Raw genomic sequence first — 18,132 nt, forward strand, 5'->3', positions numbered from 1 at the left:
GGTCGAAAAAAAAGGGCTGTTGAACAGCCCTTTTGCATTTTGTCAGGCCACCGTTTCGGCCGGTGACACGATATTGGTCTTCATTCCGCGCGATCGACCCGAACTCAGGTACGCCGCAATCGACTCCTGGGTGACCTCGCCGAGGAATACCCGCTCGGCATCCATCACCGGCAACCAGGCACGATTGAACTCGTACATCCGCGACAAGAGGATGCGCAAATGCTCGTCGTACGCCGCCGTGGCGTTGAACTCGCGCAGGAACTGGGCACAGGTGCCGGTCTGGCGATGCAGGTCGCGACGGCGCACATAACCCAGTGCCTTGTTCTCGGCGTCGGTGACGACGACATAGCGGCGGTCATGCTCGTCCATCAACTCCAGCGCATCGGCCACCGGGGTTTCCGGGCTCACCGATGGCGCGTTGTCTGCCGCGTCTTCGGCTTTTACCAGTAGCAGGCGTTTGAGGGTGCTGTCCTGGCCGACGAAGTTGCTGACAAAGTCGTCTGCCGGATGCGCCAGCAGCGTGTCCGGATGATCGATCTGCAACAGCTTGCCGGCGCGGAAGATCGCGATCTTGTCGCCCAGCTTGATCGCTTCGTCGATGTCGTGGCTGACCATGATCACGGTCTTGTTCAACGCGCGCTGCATCTCGAAGAACTCGTTCTGGATCATTTCGCGGTTGATCGGGTCCACCGCACCGAACGGTTCGTCCATCAGCAACAGCGGTGCATCCGCGGCCAGCGCGCGGATCACGCCGATCCGCTGCTGCTGGCCGCCGGACAGTTCACGCGGGTAACGATGCAGATACTGCTTGGGCTCAAGCTTGATCATGCTCATCAGTTCGCGGGCGCGGTCGTGGCATTTCTGTTTATCCCAACCGAGCAGTTTCGGCACGACGACGATGTTCTCTTCGATGGTCATGTTCGGGAACAGACCGATCTGCTGGATCACGTAGCCGATGTTGCGGCGCAGGGTCACTTCGTCGAGGTCGGTGGTGTCTTCGCCGTTGATCAGGATCTTGCCGGAGGTAGGCTTGATCAGGCGGTTGATCATTTTCAGCGTGGTGCTTTTGCCGCAACCCGATGGACCGAGGAACACACAGATTTCGCCTTCATTGACGGTCAGGCTTACCGAGTCCACGGCTTTCACATCTTTGCCGTTGCTTTGGAAGGTCTTGCTGAGGTTTTGAAGTTCGATCATTTGAGGAGTCCTTTTGGAGTCAGCGAACGTTGCAGCCACTGCAAAATGAGGTCGGCGAAAATCGCCAGAAGACTGACCAGCAGCGCGCCGACGATGAGCATCGACATGTCGCTGCGGCTGATGGAGGCGAGGATCAGCACGCCAAGGCCGCCGGCGCCGATGGTCGCGGCGATGGTCATCACGCCGATGTTCATCACCACGGCGGTGCGTACGCCCGCGAGGATCACCGGTACCGCAATCGGCAACTCGACCATGCGCAGGCGCTGGCCGAAGGTCATGCCGATGCCGCGAGCAGCTTCGCGGATGCCCGGCTCGACGCCGGTCAGGGCGAGGTAGGTGTTGCGCATGATCGGCAGCAGTGAATAAAGGAACACCGCCGTGATTGCCGGCATCGGGCCGAGGCCCTGGCCGAATTTCGAATAGAACGGCAGCAGCAGACCGAACAGGGCAATCGACGGCACGGTGAGCAATACCGTGGCGCTGGCCTGCAAGGGACCTGCGAGCGTCGGAAATCGAGTCATCAAAATCCCCAGCGGCACGCCGATGAGGATTGCCAGACTGACGGCGATGCCGACCAGGGTGATGTGCTGCCAGGTCAGGTGCATCACCTGCTGCCAGTCGAGGTGGGAAAAGGCGTTCAAAAATTCCATGACTTTTCCTCCTTTAATTCAGTGGATGCTGGCGCAGGAAATCGGCAGCGACTTTCGACGGGCTTTCGTGATCGACATCGACCCGCGCGTTGAGCTGGCGCATGGTTTCGTCGTCGAACAGTTCAGCCAGCGGCTTGAGTTGCTCCGCCAGTTGCGGATGGGCGTCGAGGTAGGCCTGACGCACCACAGGAGCGGCGGTGTAGTCCGGGAAGTAATGCTTGTCGTCCTCCAGCAGCTTCAGGCCGAAAGCATTGAGGCGACCGTCGGTGGTGTAGACCAGACCGGCAAACACCTGCCCGTTGCGCAGCGCGGTGTAGACCAGGCCTGCGTCCATCTGTCGGATGTTCTTGCGGGTCAGGTTCATGTCGTAAAGCTTGACCATGCCGTCCAGACCGTCGGAGCGGTTGGCGAACTCGGTGTCCAGCGCGACCAGGTGGTTGGTCTTGGCTTCAGCCTTCAGCACCTCGTTCAACTGGCTGATATTGCTGATCTGCGGATATTCCTCGGCCACCTTTTTCGGCAGGGCGAGGGCGTAGGTGTTACTGAATTTCGACGGCGTGAGCCAGACCAGGCCTTTTTTCGCGTCGAGTTCTTTTACCCGGGCGTAGGACTGTTCGCTGTCGAGTTTCTCGGTGACATGGTTGTAGGCCACCAGCGACACACCGGTGTATTCCCAGAGCATGTCCAGCTGTCCGCTTTCGTGGGCGCTGCGGGCCAGGTTGCTGCCCAGGCCGCCGGTGATCCGCGCGTCGTAACCTTTGCTGCGCAGGTATTGCGCGGTGATTTCCGCGAGCAGCGTCTGCTCGGTGAATACCCGGGCGCCAAGACGGATAACGGGCTTTTCAGCGGCTTGCGCCAATCCCGCGAACAGCAGGGCGCAGCCTAAGATCAAGCTAAGTCGTTTCATGTTCATTCCTTCGCAAGAGCCTTAAGACGGGCGCAAACCGCGTTCCAGCCAGAGACGGCTGGCGAGGGTGACCACGCCATCGAGCAGCAGGGCCAGCAGCGCGGTGCACGCGGCGCCGAGCAGCAGTTGCGGCTGATTGTTCAGGGCGATGCCGGGGAAGATCAGGCTGCCAAGGCTGTTGGCGCCGATCAGGAAGGCCAGCGGCGCGGTACCGACGTTGATCGCCAGCGCGACCCGCACACCGCCGACGATGATCGGCACGGCGTTGGGCAATTCGACTTTCCACAACACCTGACGCGGCGTCATGCCGATGCCGACGGCGGCTTCTTTCAGCGAACCCTGAACGTTTTTCAGGCCTTCATAGGTGTTGCGCACAATCGGCAACAGCGAGGCGAGGAACAGAGCGAAGATCGCCGGACCGCTGCCGATGCCGAGAATCCCCAGGGCAATCGCCAGCACGGCCAGCGGAGGCACGGTATTGCCGATATTGAAGATCTGCATGAAGCGTTCAGCGCGGCCGACCATGCTCGGGCGGCTCAGGAAGATACCGGCGGGGATGCCCACGACCAGGGCGGCCAGCATTGAAGCGAGGACGAGAATCAGATGAGCTTGCAGGTAAAACAACAAATCGTCGCGGTAGTGTTCGATCGTGTTGATGCCGATCCAGTGGACCAGCAGGGCCAGGAGCGCGATCACCACCGCACCTCCCATCAGCCCTTTGCCATAGCGGATAGCCACAGGCGGACTCCTTTTTTTAGTCGGCGAACGCAGCTCCGCGTGGCATGCCATTCCTGGCTGCCGGAGTCAGCGTTCGCGAGAAGCGGCTTTTTTTCAGCCCGGCAAAAACGGTCTGAAAGCGAGCCATGAGCGCAGCCTCGTCAGGCTAACTTGCTGATTTTTCAGCCCCTGACGAATTGTCGTAACAGGGGATGGACGTCTCCGTGCTTTAAAAGGTTCCCATCCGAGGCAGCATTTGGCCACCCTTAATGTGCTCAACGGTTCGGTTATTGAATCGAGTTGGGCTATAATCGCCGCCCTTTTTTGAATCACCGCCAGGCGATTTCCCATGACCAACCAGGCCGCCGAAGTCGCGAAACGCCGCACTTTCGCCATTATTTCCCACCCCGATGCCGGTAAAACCACCATCACCGAAAAGCTCCTGTTGATGGGCAAGGCGATTGCCGTGGCCGGTACGGTGAAATCCCGTAAATCCGATCGCCATGCGACATCCGACTGGATGGAGATGGAGAAGCAGCGGGGTATTTCCATTACCACCTCGGTCATGCAGTTCCCGTATCGCGAACACATGATCAACCTGCTCGACACCCCGGGCCACGAAGACTTCTCCGAAGACACCTACCGCACCCTGACCGCGGTGGACTCGGCCCTGATGGTCCTCGACGGCGGTAAAGGTGTAGAGCCGCGGACCATCGCGCTGATGGATGTCTGCCGTCTGCGTGACACGCCGATCGTCAGCTTCATCAACAAACTCGACCGTGACATCCGCGACCCGATCGAACTGCTCGACGAGATCGAGGCCGTCCTGAAGATCAAGGCGGCGCCGATCACTTGGCCGATCGGTTGCTACCGCGATTTCAAGGGTGTGTACCACCTGGCGGGCGATTACATCATTGTCTACACCCCTGGCCACGGCCACGAACGCACCGAAACCCGGATTATCGAGAAGCTCGACTCCGACGAAGCCCGCGCTCACCTGGGCGACGAGTACGACCGCTTCCTCGAGCAGTTGGAACTGGTGCAGGGCGCCTGCCATGAGTTCAACCAGCAGGAGTTCATCGACGGTCAACTGACCCCGGTGTTCTTCGGTACCGCACTGGGCAACTTCGGGGTCGACCACGTACTCGACGCCGTGGTCGACTGGGCCCCGCGCCCGCTGCCGCGTGTGGCCAACGAGCGCACCGTGGAGCCGGTGGAAGAGAAGTTCTCGGGCTTCATCTTCAAGATCCAGGCGAACATGGACCCGAAACACCGCGACCGCATCGCCTTCATGCGTATCTGCTCCGGCAAGTACGAGAAAGGCATGAAGATGCGCCATGTGCGTACCGGCAAGGACGTGCGCATCGGCGACGCCCTGACGTTCTTCTCCTCCGAGCGTGAGCAGCTGGAAGAAGCGTACGCCGGCGACATCATCGGCCTGCACAACCACGGCACGATCCAGATCGGCGACACCTTCACCGAAGGCGAAGCCCTGGGCTTTACCGGTATCCCGCACTTCGCCCCGGAACTGTTCCGTCGCGTACGTCTGCGCGACCCGCTGAAATCCAAGCAATTGCGCCAGGGCCTGCAACAGCTGGCCGAAGAAGGCGCGACCCAGGTGTTCTTCCCGGAGCGCACCAACGACATCATCCTCGGCGCCGTCGGTGTGCTGCAGTTCGATGTGGTCGCCAGCCGCCTGAAAGAGGAATACAAGGTCGAGTGCTCCTACGAGCCGATCACCGTGTACTCCGCGCGCTGGATCGAATGCAGCGACAAGAAGAAGCTTGAGGAATTCTCCAACAAGGCGGTGGAAAACCTGGCACTGGACGGCGGCGGTCACCTGACCTACCTCGCCCCGACCCGGGTCAACCTGGCCCTGATGGAAGAGCGCTGGCCGGACGTGAAATTCCGTGCAACCCGTGAGCACCACTAAGCGCTGACTGGTGAGACCCGAAAGCCCACTGATAAAACAGTGGGCTTTTTTTTGCGTGCTGATTAAGTATGCGAACTCATTCAATTCGGGCGCCGAGCGTCCGGTCGATCAACAAGGGAGCAATCGAATGACAGGGAGGCTCGCTCATCTGCTTCGGCCCAACGGTTATTTCAGCCTGATGGCCTGGGTGCTGGCGGCGCTGCTGTTCATCAATCGCCTGAGCAGCATGGTCAAGCTGTTCATGGCGTTGTACTTGCGCCAGGAACTGGGGCTGGCGATCGAAACCGTGGGCTGGCTGCTGTCGGCGTATGGCGGTGGCTTGCTGATCGGCTCGATGCTCGGCGGGTGGCTCAGCGACCACGTGCGCACGGCGCGGCTGACGGCGGCGCTGTTTTTCATCTCTGCGTGGGTTCTGGTGTTGCTGGGGCTGGTCACGCAAGTGCCGTTGCTGGCCGGGTTGCTGTTGCTCAGCGGCACGCTCGACGGCGCGATCCGTACGCTGCATCAACGCTTGATCATGGAGTATTGCGAGGTTGGGCAGCGTCCACGGGCGCAGGCGTTGAGTCGCATCGCCAGGAACCTCGGGATGGCCGCTGCCGGTGTGGCGGGCGGTGTTCTGGCGCAAGTGGATTTTCGTTGGGTGTTTTTCATCAGCGCCGGGCTCACGCTGCTGGCGCTGCTCTGGTTTGTTCGCACGACCTGGCGCCGGCCGGTGCTGGACGCTGAGGAGGCGCCGCAGGCGCAATCGGGTGCGGGCCTGCCGTATCGCGACAAGCCATTCCTCTGGCTGCTGGCAGCGACCCTCCTTCTGGGTATGGCGTTCGACACGGTCTACAGCACCTTGGGCAACTACCTACGCGACTATTACCGCTTGAGTACCGAGGCCATCGGCTGGCAGTTCGCGATCAATGCGATTCTGGTCGTGGCTTTGCAGATTCCCATGTCGCACTGGGGGGAACGCTGGGGCGCGCGTCGGCCGTTGATCGCCGGTTGTGTGCTGCTGGCGGTCGGGCTCGGCATGTTGCCGCTGGGTTCCGGATTGCTTTATGCCTGCCTCTCGACCGTGATCTGGACGCTGGGGGAGGCGTTGTTCATGCCACCGTTGAACGTGCTGGTGATGCAACATGCGCAAACCGGAAAAAGCGGTCGCTATTTCGGTCTGTTCTTCATGGCCTGGAGTGCGAGTTCGCTGCTGTCGCCCGTGCTCGGCGGGCAGCTTTATGGCCAGTTCGGGGGCCACAGTGTCTGGCTGGCGAGTGCCGTGCTGGCCTTGCTGTCTATGCCGCTGATTTATCAGGCGACCCGAGTTCGGCCCGCAAGAGGCGCAGGCGCTTAGCTGATCCGGTTATGGACGTTATTCGAAAGCGGTCTGTCCAGGCACGGCATTTCCGGGCGTTGGTTAGCGTCCTATCTGGTGAACCCGGCTGATCGGAACTAGATTTCAATCAGCGTCAGGTCAGGCATGAATTTCTCACCTGGAACAGGATGGAATCGGCTATGAAAAACAGGTTGCTACGCGTTTTGTTGCTGTTGAAAGTGATGGTGATGCTGTCCCTCGGCACCGCGACGGCCTGGGCCGAGTGCGAGGATCACGATACTCAGGCCTTTAGCGGGCCGGTCGGGCACAGCGCGCTGATGCTGGCCAAGTCCGAGTCCGAGCCGGGTGATCAGGGCCAGGGCGGCAGCGCCGACGATGACGACGACACCACCGATGAGCCGGACACCGACGATCCGGACGAAGGCGACAGCCAGACGTAGATTCCGGGCAAAAGAAAACCCCTTCTTTCCCGATCGATGCGCAATCGAGGCAGAAGGGGTTTGGGCAACTCATCAACAACCCGCCCCGGAAAACGGGGCGGGTTTTTTCATGCCGCGCCGTCGAGGAACTGCTCGGCGTAGTGGCACGCTACCTGACGGGTGTCGAGCTGGCGCAGGGCCGGCTCTTCGCTGCTGCAACGCGCGGTGGCGTACGGGCAGCGCTTGTGGAACGCGCAGCCAGGCGGCGGGTTCAGCGGGTTGGGCAGCTCGCCGACGATCTTGATTTTCGGCTTGTCCGGATCCGGATGGATGGTCGGCGTCGCCGACAGCAGCGCCTGGGTGTACGGGTGCAGAGGACGGGCATAGATGTCCTCTTTCGGACCGATTTCCACCGGACGACCGAGGTACATCACCATCACGTCATCGGCCACGTGCTGCACCACCGCCAGGTTGTGCGAGATGAACACGTAACCGGTGTTGAACTCCTGCTGCATGTCCATGAACAGGTTCAGCACCTGCGCCTGGATCGACACGTCCAGCGCCGAGGTCGGTTCGTCCGCCACCAGCACTTTCGGTTGCAGCATCATGGCGCGGGCCAGCGCGATACGCTGACGCTGACCGCCGGAGAACATGTGCGGATAACGCTGGTAGTGCTCGGGACGCAAGCCGACCTGCTTCATCATCGCCTGGACTTTCTCGCGACGCTCGGAAGCACTCAGGTTGGTGTTGATCAACAGCGGCTCGGCCAGTTGATCACCGATTTTCTGCCGTGGGTTCAACGAGGCGTACGGGCTCTGGAACACCATCTGCACGTCTTTGCGCAGTTGTTTGCGCTGGGCCTTGTCGGCGCCTGCCACTTCCTGCCCGGCGATTTTCAGGGAACCGGACGACGGTTCCTCGATCAGGGTCAGGGCGCGGGCGAGGGTGGATTTGCCGCAGCCCGATTCACCAACGACGGCGAGGGTCTTGCCGGCTTCCAGCTCGAACGACACGCCGTTGAGGGCGCGCACGGTGGCGTGGCCCTTGAACAGGCCACGGGAGACTTCGTAGTGACGGGTCAGGTCGCGGGCGGTAAGTACGACGGCCATTACGCCACCTCCTGGTTCAGCGGATAGAAGCAGCGGGCGAGGCTGTGGCTTTTCGGGTCAAGAGTCGGACGCTGCGCGCGGCAGCTGTCTTGCACGTACGGGCAGCGCGGCGACAGCAGGCAGCCCTGCGGGCGGTCGTAACGGCCGGGAACGATGCCTGGCAGTGTGGCCAGACGCGCGGCACCCTGGCTGTGTTCCGGAATCGCCTTGAGCAGCGCTTCGCTGTACGGGTGGGCCGGGATGTCGAACAGTTGCGGCACCTGACCGACTTCAACGGCTTGACCGGCGTACATCACGCACACGCGCTGGGCGGTTTCAGCCACGACGGCGAGGTCGTGGGTGATCAGCACCAGGCCCATGTTCTGCTCTTTCTGCAGCGCCAGCAGCAGGTCCATGATCTGGGCCTGGATGGTTACGTCGAGTGCAGTGGTCGGCTCGTCTGCGATCAGCAGTTTCGGCTCGCCGGCAATTGCCATGGCGATTGCCACGCGCTGGCTCATGCCGCCGGACAATTGGTGCGGATAGGCATCCATACGGCTGGCGGCGCCGGGGATCTCAACCTTTTCCAGCAGCTCGATGGCGCGCTTGCGGGCGGCCTTGCCGGACATTTTCAGGTGCAGGCGCAGCACTTCTTCGATCTGGAAACCGACGGTGTAGCTCGGGTTGAGCGCGGTCATCGGGTCCTGGAACACCATCGCCAGGTCTTTGCCGACGATCTGCCGACGCTGGCGGTTGTTCAGCTTGAGCATGTTCTTGCCGTCGAAGCTCAGCGAGTCGGCAGTCACGATGCCCGGGTGCTCGATCAGGCCCATCAGCGCCATCATGGTCACCGACTTGCCGGAGCCCGACTCGCCCACGATCGCCAGGACTTCGCCCTTGTCGACTTTCAGGTCGAGGCCGTCGACCACCGGTGTGGCGTTCTTGTCGCCGAAGCGAACGTTGAGATTCTTGATTTCTAACAGTGACATGGGAATCTCCTCAGGCGGCGTTCTTGAGTTTCGGGTCCAGCGCATCGCGCAGGCCGTCGCCCATCAGGTTGATTGCCAGCACGCTGAGCAAAATGGTCAAACCAGGCAGACTCACCACCCACCAGGCGCGTTCGATGTAGTCGCGGGCCGAAGCCAGCATGGTGCCCCACTCAGGGGTTGGCGGCTGGACGCCGAGGCCGAGGAAGCCCAGGGCGGCGGCATCGAGGATCGCCGAGGAGAAGCTCAGGGTCGCCTGCACGATCAGCGGTGCCATGCAGTTCGGCAGCACGGTGATGAACATCAGGCGTGGCAGCCCGGCACCGGCCAGGCGCGCGGCGGTCACGTAGTCGCGGTTCAGCTCACCCATCACGGCAGCACGGGTCAGACGCACATAGGACGGCAGCGACACCACGGCAATCGCGATCACGGTGTTGATCAGGCCTGGGCCGAGGATGGCGACGATCGCCACGGCCAGCAGCAGCGATGGCAGAGCCAGCATGATGTCCATCAGACGCATGATGGTCGGGCCGACCACTTTCGGGAAGAAACCGGCGAACAGACCCAGCAGGATCCCGGGAATCAGCGACATCACCACCGACGACAGACCGATCAGCAGCGACAGGCGCGAGCCCTGGATCAGACGCGACAGCAAGTCGCGACCCAGTTCATCGGTGCCGAGCAGGAACTGCATCTGCCCGCCTTCGAGCCACGCCGGCGGCGTCAGCAGGAAGTCGCGGTATTGCTCGCTCGGGTTATGCGGGGCGACCCACGGCGCGAAAATCGCGCAGAAAATCACCAGCAGCATGAACAGCAGGCCGGCGACGGCGCCCTTGTTTCTGGCGAATGCCTGCCAGAACTCTTTGTACGGTGACGGGTACAGCAGACTTTGATCCACGGCGGTGGCGGCGGTGACTACTGAGGAAGTTGGAGTGCTCATGGGGATTGACCTCAGCGCTGATGACGGATGCGTGGGTTGGCAAAGCCGTAGAGGATGTCCACCACGAAGTTGACCAGAATCACCAGGCAGGCGATTAACAGGATGCCGTTTTGCACAACCGGGTAGTCCCGGGCGCCGATGGCTTCGATCAGCCATTTACCGATGCCGGGCCAGGAGAAGATGGTTTCGGTCAGGACCGCGCCAGCGAGCAGGGTACCGACTTGCAGGCCGACCACGGTCAGTACCGGAATCAGCGCGTTGCGCAGGCCGTGCACGAACACCACGCGCGACGGCGACAGGCCTTTGGCCTTGGCGGTGCGGATGTAGTCTTCACGCAGGACTTCGAGCATCGACGAACGGGTCATCCGCGCGATCACCGCCAGCGGAATGGTGCCCAGCACGATGGCCGGCAGGATCAGGTGGTGCAGGGCATCGACGAACGCGCCCATGTCATCGGCCAGCAGAGTGTCGATCAGCATGAAGCCGGTGCGCGGCTCGATGTCGTAAAGCAGGTCGATCCGCCCGGACACCGGGGTCCAGCCCAGGCTCACCGAGAAGAACATGATGAGGATCAGGCCCCACCAGAAGATCGGCATCGAATACCCCGCCAGGGAGATGCCCATTACCCCGTGGTCGAACAGGGATCCTCGCTTGAGGGCCGCGATCACCCCGGCCAGCAGGCCCAGGATACCGGCGAACAGCAGGGCGGCCATGGACAGTTCCAGGGTCGCCGGGAAGAGGGAGGTGAACTCGGTCCATACGCTCTCACGGGTGCGCAGGGATTCGCCGAGGTCGCCGTGAGCCAACTTGCCGATGTAGTCCAGGTACTGGGCGTACAACGGTTTGTTAAGACCGAGGCGTTCCATTGCCTGAGCGTGCATTTCGGGGTCGACCCGACGTTCGCCCATCATCACTTCCACGGGGTCGCCGGGAATCATGCGAATCAACGCGAAAGTCAGCAAGGTGATGCCGAAAAACGTGGGGATCAATAACCCCAGTCGGCGGGCAATAAAACTAAACATCGTGTGTGGTACCTCATCAGCCGGTTAGGCGTGCCCGGCGACCCTGGGGTCAGGGAGGCCGGGAGTTTTCTTATCTACTTCACCTGGGTGGTGGCGAAGTTATTGGTTGTCAGAGGGCTGATGTGATAACCCTCTACGTTGTTGCGCATTGCGGTGAACATGCGGGTATGGGCCATGCTGATCCATGGCTGATCCTGATTGAACAGCACTTGAGCCTGTTCATACAGCTTGGCGCGTTCGGCCGGATCTACTTTAGCCCGTGCTTCGTCGAGCAGGGCCTGGAATTTCTCGTTGCACCAGCGAGCGTAGTTTTCGCCGTTCTTGGCGGCTTCGCAACTGAGCATAGGCGTCAGGAAGTTATCCGGGTCGCCGTTGTCGCCCGCCCATCCGGCCGAAACCATGTCGTGCTCGCCGGCCTTGGCGCGCTTGAGCATCTCGCCCCATTCCATCACCCGGATGTCGATCTTGATTCCGACTTTCGCCAGGTCAGCCTGCATCATCTGCGCGCCGAGCATCGGGTTCGGGTTGGTCGGGCCGCCGCCGTTGCGGGTGAACAGGGTGAAGGTGGTGCCTTCCGGTACGCCGGCTTCCTTGAGCAGCGCGCGGGCCTTGTCCAGGTCACGTGGCGGGTTTTTCAGCTCGTGGTTGTAGCCCAGCAGGGTCGGCGGGTACGGGTTGACCGCAACGGTCGCGTTGCCTTTGCCGAACAGGGCGTTGACGTAGGCTTCCTTGTCGAAGGCGATGTCGATCGCTTTGCGCACCCGCACGTCGCTGATGTACTTGTGCTGGGTGTTCATGGCGACGTAGGAGACAGTCATCGCATCCAGTTCATCGACTTTCAGGTTGCTGTCTTTCTTGATGCTCGGGATGTCATCCGGTTTCGGGTACAGCGCGATCTGGCACTCGTTGGCCTTGAGTTTCTGCAAGCGCACGTTGTTGTCGGTGGCGATCGCCAGGATCAGTGCGTCAGCCGGGGCCTTGCCACGGAAGTAATCCGGGTTGGCCTTGAAGCGTACCTGGGCGTCCTTGTTGTAGCGCTGGAAGATGAACGGCCCGGTGCCGACCGGTTTGCTGTTCAGGTCGCCGGTCTTGTTGGCCTTGAGCAACTGGTCGGCGTATTCGGCCGAATAGATCGAGGAAAACGCCATGGCGATGTCGGCCAGGAACGGCGCTTCACGACGGGTCAGGGTGAACTTGACGGTGTTGTCGTCGACTTTCTCGACGCTTTTGAGCAGTTCCTTGAAACCCATGCTTTCAAAGTACGGGAAGCCCACGCTCGACAGCTTGTGCCACGGGTGATTCGGGTCCAGCTGACGCTGGAAACTCCAGACCACGTCGTCGGCGTTCATGTCGCGGGTCGGCTTGAAATATTCGGTGGTGTGAAACTTGACGCCTTTGCGCAGGTGGAACGTGTAGGTCAGGCCGTCTTCGCTGATGTCCCAGGATTCGGCCAGCGCCGGAATCACTTCGGTGGTGCCCGGCTTGAAGTCCGCCAGACGGTTGAACACCGTTTCAGCTGCCGCATCGGCTGTGACTGCAGTCGTGTATTGGACTATATCGAAGCCTTCCGGACTGGCTTCGGTGCAGACCACCAAGGGTTTGGCCGAGACGCCGACAGCGACACTCAGCAACGCAGCCGCGATGGCCGCACGTAGGGGAAGCATTTTCATCAAGAACCCTCTGCAATCGGTTGAAGACAAAAAGCCGAACGGCCGACTCGTCACTGAGTCAGCCGTCGGCTGGCGTTTTTACAGGATGTTGAATGGAACGGTGGTCACGAGACGGAACTCGTTGATGTTGCCGTCAGCCTGGTGTTCGCTGGCGCGGTGAGTGGTGTACGTCGCGCGAATCGCAGTGGCCTTGAGCGGGCCGCTCTGCACGGCGTAGGAAGCACCGATGCCGTATTCGTAGTGCGATTCGCCGTCCATCAGGCTCAGGTCGCCGCGCTTGTCATCTGGAATGGTGTAAGCCGTGCCACGGTAGTGAGTACCGTCAATGCCCCAGCCGCGAGCCTGATAGATGTTGAACTTCAGGCCTGGTACGCCGTATTCGGCCATGTTGATGCCGTAGGCGATCTGGAAGGATTTCTCGTTCGGGCCGTTGAAGTCCGACAGCAGGGAGTTGGCCAGGTAGATGCCGTTGGTTTCATGCAGGTAGTCGAAGTACTCGTTACCGTTCACTTGCTGGTACGAGAAGGTCAGGCTGTGGGCCTGGTGAGTCAGGCCGAGGGACAACGAGTAGGTATCGTTGTCGATGTTGCCCATCAGTTTTTTGCCTTCGTCGACGGTCTTGTAGTAGTTCAGACCGGTGGTCAGGCTCAGGACCTGGCTGTCACCCAGTTCGTGGGTACCGCCGAAGTAGTACTGATTCCAGAAGTCTTCGACGTTGGCGACGTACAGGCTGGTTTTCAGGCTTTTGAGCGGCTGATAGTTCACGCCCGCGGTGTAGACCTTGTCGGTTTCTTCGCCGTTGGCGCCGTATTCGGAACGGAATTTCGACAGGCTCTGCTCGGTACGTGGCGAGACGCGGTCGAAACCGGCGAGGTCGAACGACAGGTTGTTCAACTCCTCGCTATGCAGACTGATCCCTTCAAAGCTCGAAGGCAGCGGACGGTTGCCGATAACATCGACAATCGGCGTGCTGAAGTTCTGACGACCGGCGGTCAACGTGGTGTTCGACACGCGGAACTTGACGTTGGCCAGACCCAGTTTGCTCCACTGGTCGACCGCATCACCGTCGGAATGGGCGAGGGTGCGGTTGGAGCCGCCGGCGATATCCTTGCGGTCACGGTCGAGAACGATGGCGTTGTAAGCGGCAACTTCGGTGCTCACGCCAACGGTGCCTTGGGTGAAGCCCGAGGTGTAGTTGACGATGGTGCCCTGAACCCAGTTGATACGACGCGGGGTCTTTGTTCTGACCACTGGCGAGGTGTCTTTGTCGCTGTTTTTCACGTAACTGAAACTGTCGTCACGACGACGCAGTTCGTTGGCATACCAGTTACGCGTTGTGCCGCCCAGGCTTTGTCCATCGATAAAGCCTTTGGCCTCGCTTTGGGCGCTGCTGCCGGCCAATGTGGTAGGGATGAACTCCTGACTTGCAGGTTCCGCGTAAGCCGTGGCGGTGATGCTGCTGATGGCCAAGGCCAGTATCGCGGTATTGCTCAGTTTCATGGGTGAAGCTCCTTTACTTTCTTTTTATGCCGGCTTTTTTGGGTTGGCCGGTTATTGGTTTAGAACTCATTCACACATCGCAAACGTTTGCAAAAGGCCTGAATGGCGAATTTCGGCAAAGCGCTTGCGTGAGGGGGTAGACGGCCCCCTCAGCGTTGCGGCTAATCGGTTGTTTGTTTAATCGATGCTGACACCCGAAAACACGTTGCGACCGAACGGGCTCACCTTGAACCCTTCGACTTTGGCGCTCAGCGGCTGGTTGACCGTCGAGTGGGCGACAGGCGTGATCGGCACTTGCTGCTTGAGCAGTTGTTGGGCCTGTTTGTAGAGGACGGTGCGCTGGTCGCGGTCGGTGACGACCTTGGCCTGCTTGATCAGCTTGTCGTAAGCCGGATCGCACCACATGGAGTAGTTGTTGCCGCCGATGGCATCGCAGCTGTACAGCGTGCCGAGCCAGTTGTCCGGATCCCCGTTGTCACCGGTCCAGCCGATCAGGCTGATGTCGTGCTCGCCATTCTTGGTGCGCTTGATGTACTCGCCCCATTCGTAGCTGACGATCTTCACTTTCAGACCGATTTTGGCCCAGTCAGCCTGGAGCATTTCGGCCATCAGTTTGGCGTTCGGGTTGTACGGACGCTGTACCGGCATCGCCCACAGGGTGATCTCGGTGCCTTCCTTGACGCCGGCAGCCTTGAGCAGCTCTTTGGCTTTTTCCGGGTTGTAGGCGGCGTCCTTGATGGTGTCGTCGTAGGACCATTGGGTCGGCGGCATGGCGTTGACGGCCAGTTGGCCGGCGCCTTGATAAACCGCGTTGAGAATCCCCTGTTTATTCACCGCCATGTCCAGTGCCTGACGCACTTCGAGCTGGTCGAACGGCTTGTGGCGCACGTTGTAGGCGATGTAGCCGAGGTTGAAGCCCGGCTTCTCGATCAATTGCAGTTTCGGATCGTTCTTCAGTGCCGGTACATCGGCCGGACGCGGGTGCAGCGTGACCTGGCATTCGCCGGCCTTGAGCTTTTGCACGCGTACCGAAGCATCGGTATTGATCGCGAAAATCAGGTTCTTCAGCTTCACCCGGCTCTGATCCCAGTAATGCGGGTTGCCGGTGTAGCGGATGTTCGAGTCTTTCTGATAGCTCTTGAACACGAACGGGCCAGTGCCGATCGGCTTCTGGTTGATGTCGCTCGGTTTGCCTTCGGCCAGCAGCTTGTCGGCGTACTCGGCGGACAGGATGGCGGCGAAGCTCATGGCGATGTTCTGGATGAACGCGGCGTCGACGCTGTTGAGCGTCATGACCACGGTCAGCGGCCCGGTCTTCTCGACCTTGGCGATGTTCTTGTTGAGGCTCATCCCGTTGAAATACGGGAACTCGGTCGGATAAGCCTTACGGAATGGCTGTTGCGGATCGAGCATGCGGTTAAACGTGAACAGCACGTCGTCGGCATTGAAGTCGCGCGTGGGTTTGAAGTACGGCGTTGTATGAAACTTCACACCTTCACGCAGGTGAAAGGTGTACTTGAGACCATCCTCGGAAATATCCCAGCTGGTTGCCAGGCCCGGTACGACATTGGTCGCGCCTTTTTCGAACTCGGCCAGCCGGTTGTACAGCGGCTCGGCGGCGTCGTTATCGGTCGCCGTTGTGTACTGCGCGGTATCGAAACCGGCCGGGCTGCCTTCGGAGCAGAACACCAGACTGTTGCCGGCGGCGAAACTGGCGGACGCGGCGGTCAACAGACCGGCGCCCAGCAATGCGGAAAAAACCAAGGTATGGCGCATGACGCTCCCTCTTTTTTAGTGTTGTTCAATGCGCCGCGATCCCGTCCAGGGAAGTTGTGGCGGCATCGAGTTCAAACCAATACGGCAGCAAAACCGATGGTCCACGCAGTCACTGGTCAGAACCCGACGGTAGGGGCCGTGGGTCTGGCAGTAAATGCGCTGAGTCCTAAAGACTCGTAGGAAAAGGCAACACGTCCTGAACCAACCCGGTAAGACCGGTTGGAAAAGTTTGTAGGCAGATTCCTAACTTCTCGGCAAAAAAAACAGCGGCGACGCTGAAAACGTCGCCGCTGCTTCTTTTATTTGCTGACGCTGACGCCGTAGAAGGAGTTCAAGCCGAATGGGCTGATCTTGAAGTCCTGCACGTTGGCGCGCATGGGTTGATACACCGTCGAGTGAGCGATAGGTGTCATAGGGACTGCATCTTTGAGGACGTGCTGCGCCTCTTTGTAGAGTTCGGTGCGCTTGGCCTGGTCAGTGGTGCGCTTGGCTTCTTTCACGAGGCCGTCGAATTTCTTGTCGCACCATTTGGAGAAGTTGTTGCCGCTCAGGGAGTCGCAACCAAACAACACGTTGAGCCAGTTGTCCGGATCACCATTGTCACCGCTCCAGCCAATGATCATCGCCTGGTTCTCGCCACCCTTGGAGCGCTTGATGTACTCGCCCCATTCGTAGCTCTGGATCTTCACTTTCAGGCCGATCTTGGACCAGTCGGACTGGAGCATTTCAGCCATCAGCTTGGCGTTCGGGTTGTACGGACGCTGCACCGGCATCGCCCACAAGACGATTTCGGTACCTTCCTTGACGCCGGCTTCCTTGAGCAGCTGCTTGGCTTTCTCGGGATCGTACTTGGCGTCCTTGATGGTGGTGTCGTAGGACCACTGGGTCGGCGGCATGGCGTTGACGGCCAGTTGGCCGGCGCCCTGGTAAACCGAGTCGATGATCTGAGGCTTGTTGACCGACATGTCCAGTGCCTGGCGAACGCGCAGGTCGGCCAGCGGGTTAGGCTCGTTGCTGCCCTTGACCTTGTCCATCACGTTGTAGGCGATGTAGCCCAGGTTGAAACCGGCCTGGTCCGGCATTTTCAGCGCAGGGTCGGCTTTCAGTGCGGCGAGGTCGGCCGGACGCGGGAACAGGGTGACCTGGCACTCGTTCTTTTTCAGCTTCTGGATACGTACCGACGGGTCGGTGGTGATGGCGAAGATCAGGTTGTCGATCTTCACGTCTTCAGGCTTCCAGTAGTCCTTGTTGCCGGTGTAACGGATGTTGGAGTCTTTCTGGTAGCTCTTGAACACAAACGGACCAGTGCCGATCGGCTTCTGGTTGATGTCGGCAGCCTTGCCTTCCTTCAGCAGCTGGGCTGCGTACTCGGCGGACTGAACAGACGCGAAGCTCATGGCCATGTTCTGGATGAACGCGGCGTCGACTTCTTTGAGGGTGAACTTGACGGTGTGGTCGTCGACTTTATCGATCTTGGTGATGTTGGTGTCCATCCCCATGTCGGTGAAGTACGGGAATTCGGTCGGGTACGCCTTACGGAACGGGTCATCCTTGTTAATCATGCGATTGAAGGTGAACAGCACGTCGTCGGCGTTGAAGTCACGAGTCGGCTTGAAATACGGGGTGGTGTGGAACTTGACGCCTTCACGCAGGTGGAAGGTGTAAGTCAGGCCGTCATCAGAAATGTCCCACTTGGTCGCCAGACCAGGAACAACGGCGGTGCCGCCGCGCTCGAACTGGGTCAGACGGTTGAACATGGTTTCGGCTGAGGCGTCGAAGTCGGTTCCGGTGGTGTATTGGCCTGGGTCGAAACCGGCCGGGCTGCCTTCGGAGCAGAACACCAGGTTAGTCGCAGCGGAAGCGAAAGGTGCGGAGGCTAACAAGCCTGCGCCGACTAAAAACGGAATGACCGCGTGTTTAAGCATGTTGGCCTCATGATTTGTTGTCATTTTTTAGTAGTGAGGTACGACCTCGTGAGTCGTGCCTGCGGATACTTATGCAGGGCCCAT

Annotated in this window: 15 protein-coding genes; 3 read left to right on the top strand and 12 right to left on the bottom strand. The window is 60.2% G+C overall.

Features of this window, described 5'->3' with window-relative positions; all coding sequences use genetic code 11:
- Positions 1-42: 42 nt before the first annotated feature.
- Genes AC1MDC_RS16205 through AC1MDC_RS16220 form a run of 4 tightly spaced genes read right to left on the bottom strand, consistent with a single transcriptional unit; the run spans position 43 to position 3,465 of the window.
- Entirely contained in the window at positions 43-1,197 is a 1,155-nt protein-coding gene (locus AC1MDC_RS16205) for an osmoprotectant ABC transporter ATP-binding protein OsmV (RefSeq protein ID WP_085702450.1), read from the bottom strand.
- Entirely contained in the window at positions 1,194-1,847 is a 654-nt protein-coding gene (locus AC1MDC_RS16210) for an ABC transporter permease (RefSeq protein WP_085698416.1), read from the bottom strand. Before AC1MDC_RS16210 ends, AC1MDC_RS16205 begins: the two co-directional genes overlap by 4 nt.
- Before the next feature lie 13 nt (positions 1,848-1,860).
- Entirely contained in the window at positions 1,861-2,754 is an 894-nt protein-coding gene (locus tag AC1MDC_RS16215; RefSeq protein ID WP_480393338.1) for a glycine betaine ABC transporter substrate-binding protein, read from the bottom strand.
- 21 nt (positions 2,755-2,775) lie between these two features.
- On the bottom strand, positions 2,776-3,465 hold the full coding sequence (locus AC1MDC_RS16220) for an ABC transporter permease (RefSeq protein WP_166554532.1): 690 nt from the start codon (positions 3,463-3,465) through the stop codon (positions 2,776-2,778).
- Positions 3,466-3,820: 355 nt separating this feature from the next.
- On the opposite strand from AC1MDC_RS16220, the gene AC1MDC_RS16225 reads away from it, so the two are divergent.
- The 3 genes from AC1MDC_RS16225 to AC1MDC_RS16235 all read left to right on the top strand — a co-directional run bounded on the left by AC1MDC_RS16225 (position 3,821) and on the right by AC1MDC_RS16235 (position 7,162).
- Positions 3,821-5,404, top strand: a complete 1,584-nt coding sequence (locus AC1MDC_RS16225) for a peptide chain release factor 3 (RefSeq protein WP_085702451.1) — start codon at positions 3,821-3,823, stop codon at positions 5,402-5,404.
- 127 nt (positions 5,405-5,531) lie between these two features.
- Positions 5,532-6,740, top strand: coding sequence for an MFS transporter (locus AC1MDC_RS16230; protein WP_480393339.1), 1,209 nt, complete (start codon positions 5,532-5,534; stop codon positions 6,738-6,740).
- 161 nt (positions 6,741-6,901) lie between these two features.
- Entirely contained in the window at positions 6,902-7,162 is a 261-nt protein-coding gene (locus AC1MDC_RS16235; protein ID WP_085702453.1) for a hypothetical protein, read from the top strand.
- Between the two features lie 107 nt (positions 7,163-7,269).
- Here AC1MDC_RS16235 and AC1MDC_RS16240 read toward each other — a convergent pair whose 3' ends face one another.
- The 8 genes from AC1MDC_RS16240 to AC1MDC_RS16275 all read right to left on the bottom strand — a co-directional run bounded on the left by AC1MDC_RS16240 (position 7,270) and on the right by AC1MDC_RS16275 (position 18,048).
- Positions 7,270-8,250 carry a peptide ABC transporter ATP-binding protein gene (locus tag AC1MDC_RS16240; protein ID WP_085698421.1) on the bottom strand — a complete coding sequence of 327 codons (981 nt, stop codon included), beginning with the start codon at positions 8,248-8,250 and terminating at the stop codon, positions 7,270-7,272.
- Entirely contained in the window at positions 8,250-9,218 is a 969-nt protein-coding gene (locus AC1MDC_RS16245; RefSeq protein ID WP_085698422.1) for an ABC transporter ATP-binding protein, read from the bottom strand. Before AC1MDC_RS16245 ends, AC1MDC_RS16240 begins: the two co-directional genes overlap by 1 nt.
- Before the next feature lie 10 nt (positions 9,219-9,228).
- Positions 9,229-10,155 carry an ABC transporter permease subunit gene (locus AC1MDC_RS16250; protein WP_085702454.1) on the bottom strand — a complete coding sequence of 309 codons (927 nt, stop codon included), beginning with the start codon at positions 10,153-10,155 and terminating at the stop codon, positions 9,229-9,231.
- A gap of 11 nt (positions 10,156-10,166) precedes the next feature.
- Positions 10,167-11,177, bottom strand: a complete 1,011-nt coding sequence (locus AC1MDC_RS16255) for an ABC transporter permease subunit (protein WP_085698424.1) — start codon at positions 11,175-11,177, stop codon at positions 10,167-10,169.
- Positions 11,178-11,251: 74 nt separating this feature from the next.
- On the bottom strand, positions 11,252-12,847 hold the full coding sequence (locus AC1MDC_RS16260; protein WP_085698425.1) for an ABC transporter substrate-binding protein: 1,596 nt from the start codon (positions 12,845-12,847) through the stop codon (positions 11,252-11,254).
- Between the two features lie 78 nt (positions 12,848-12,925).
- Positions 12,926-14,347 (bottom strand): OprD family porin, encoded by a 1,422-nt coding sequence (locus AC1MDC_RS16265; RefSeq protein WP_480393340.1) that lies wholly within the window; start codon positions 14,345-14,347, stop codon positions 12,926-12,928.
- 177 nt (positions 14,348-14,524) lie between these two features.
- Positions 14,525-16,123 carry an ABC transporter substrate-binding protein gene (locus tag AC1MDC_RS16270; protein WP_480393341.1) on the bottom strand — a complete coding sequence of 533 codons (1,599 nt, stop codon included), beginning with the start codon at positions 16,121-16,123 and terminating at the stop codon, positions 14,525-14,527.
- 299 nt (positions 16,124-16,422) lie between these two features.
- Complete coding sequence (locus AC1MDC_RS16275) at positions 16,423-18,048, bottom strand: ABC transporter substrate-binding protein (protein WP_085698428.1); 1,626 nt, start codon at positions 18,046-18,048, stop codon at positions 16,423-16,425.
- Positions 18,049-18,132 lie beyond the last annotated feature (84 nt).

It is taken from the genome of Pseudomonas sp. 1 (assembly GCF_056626735.1).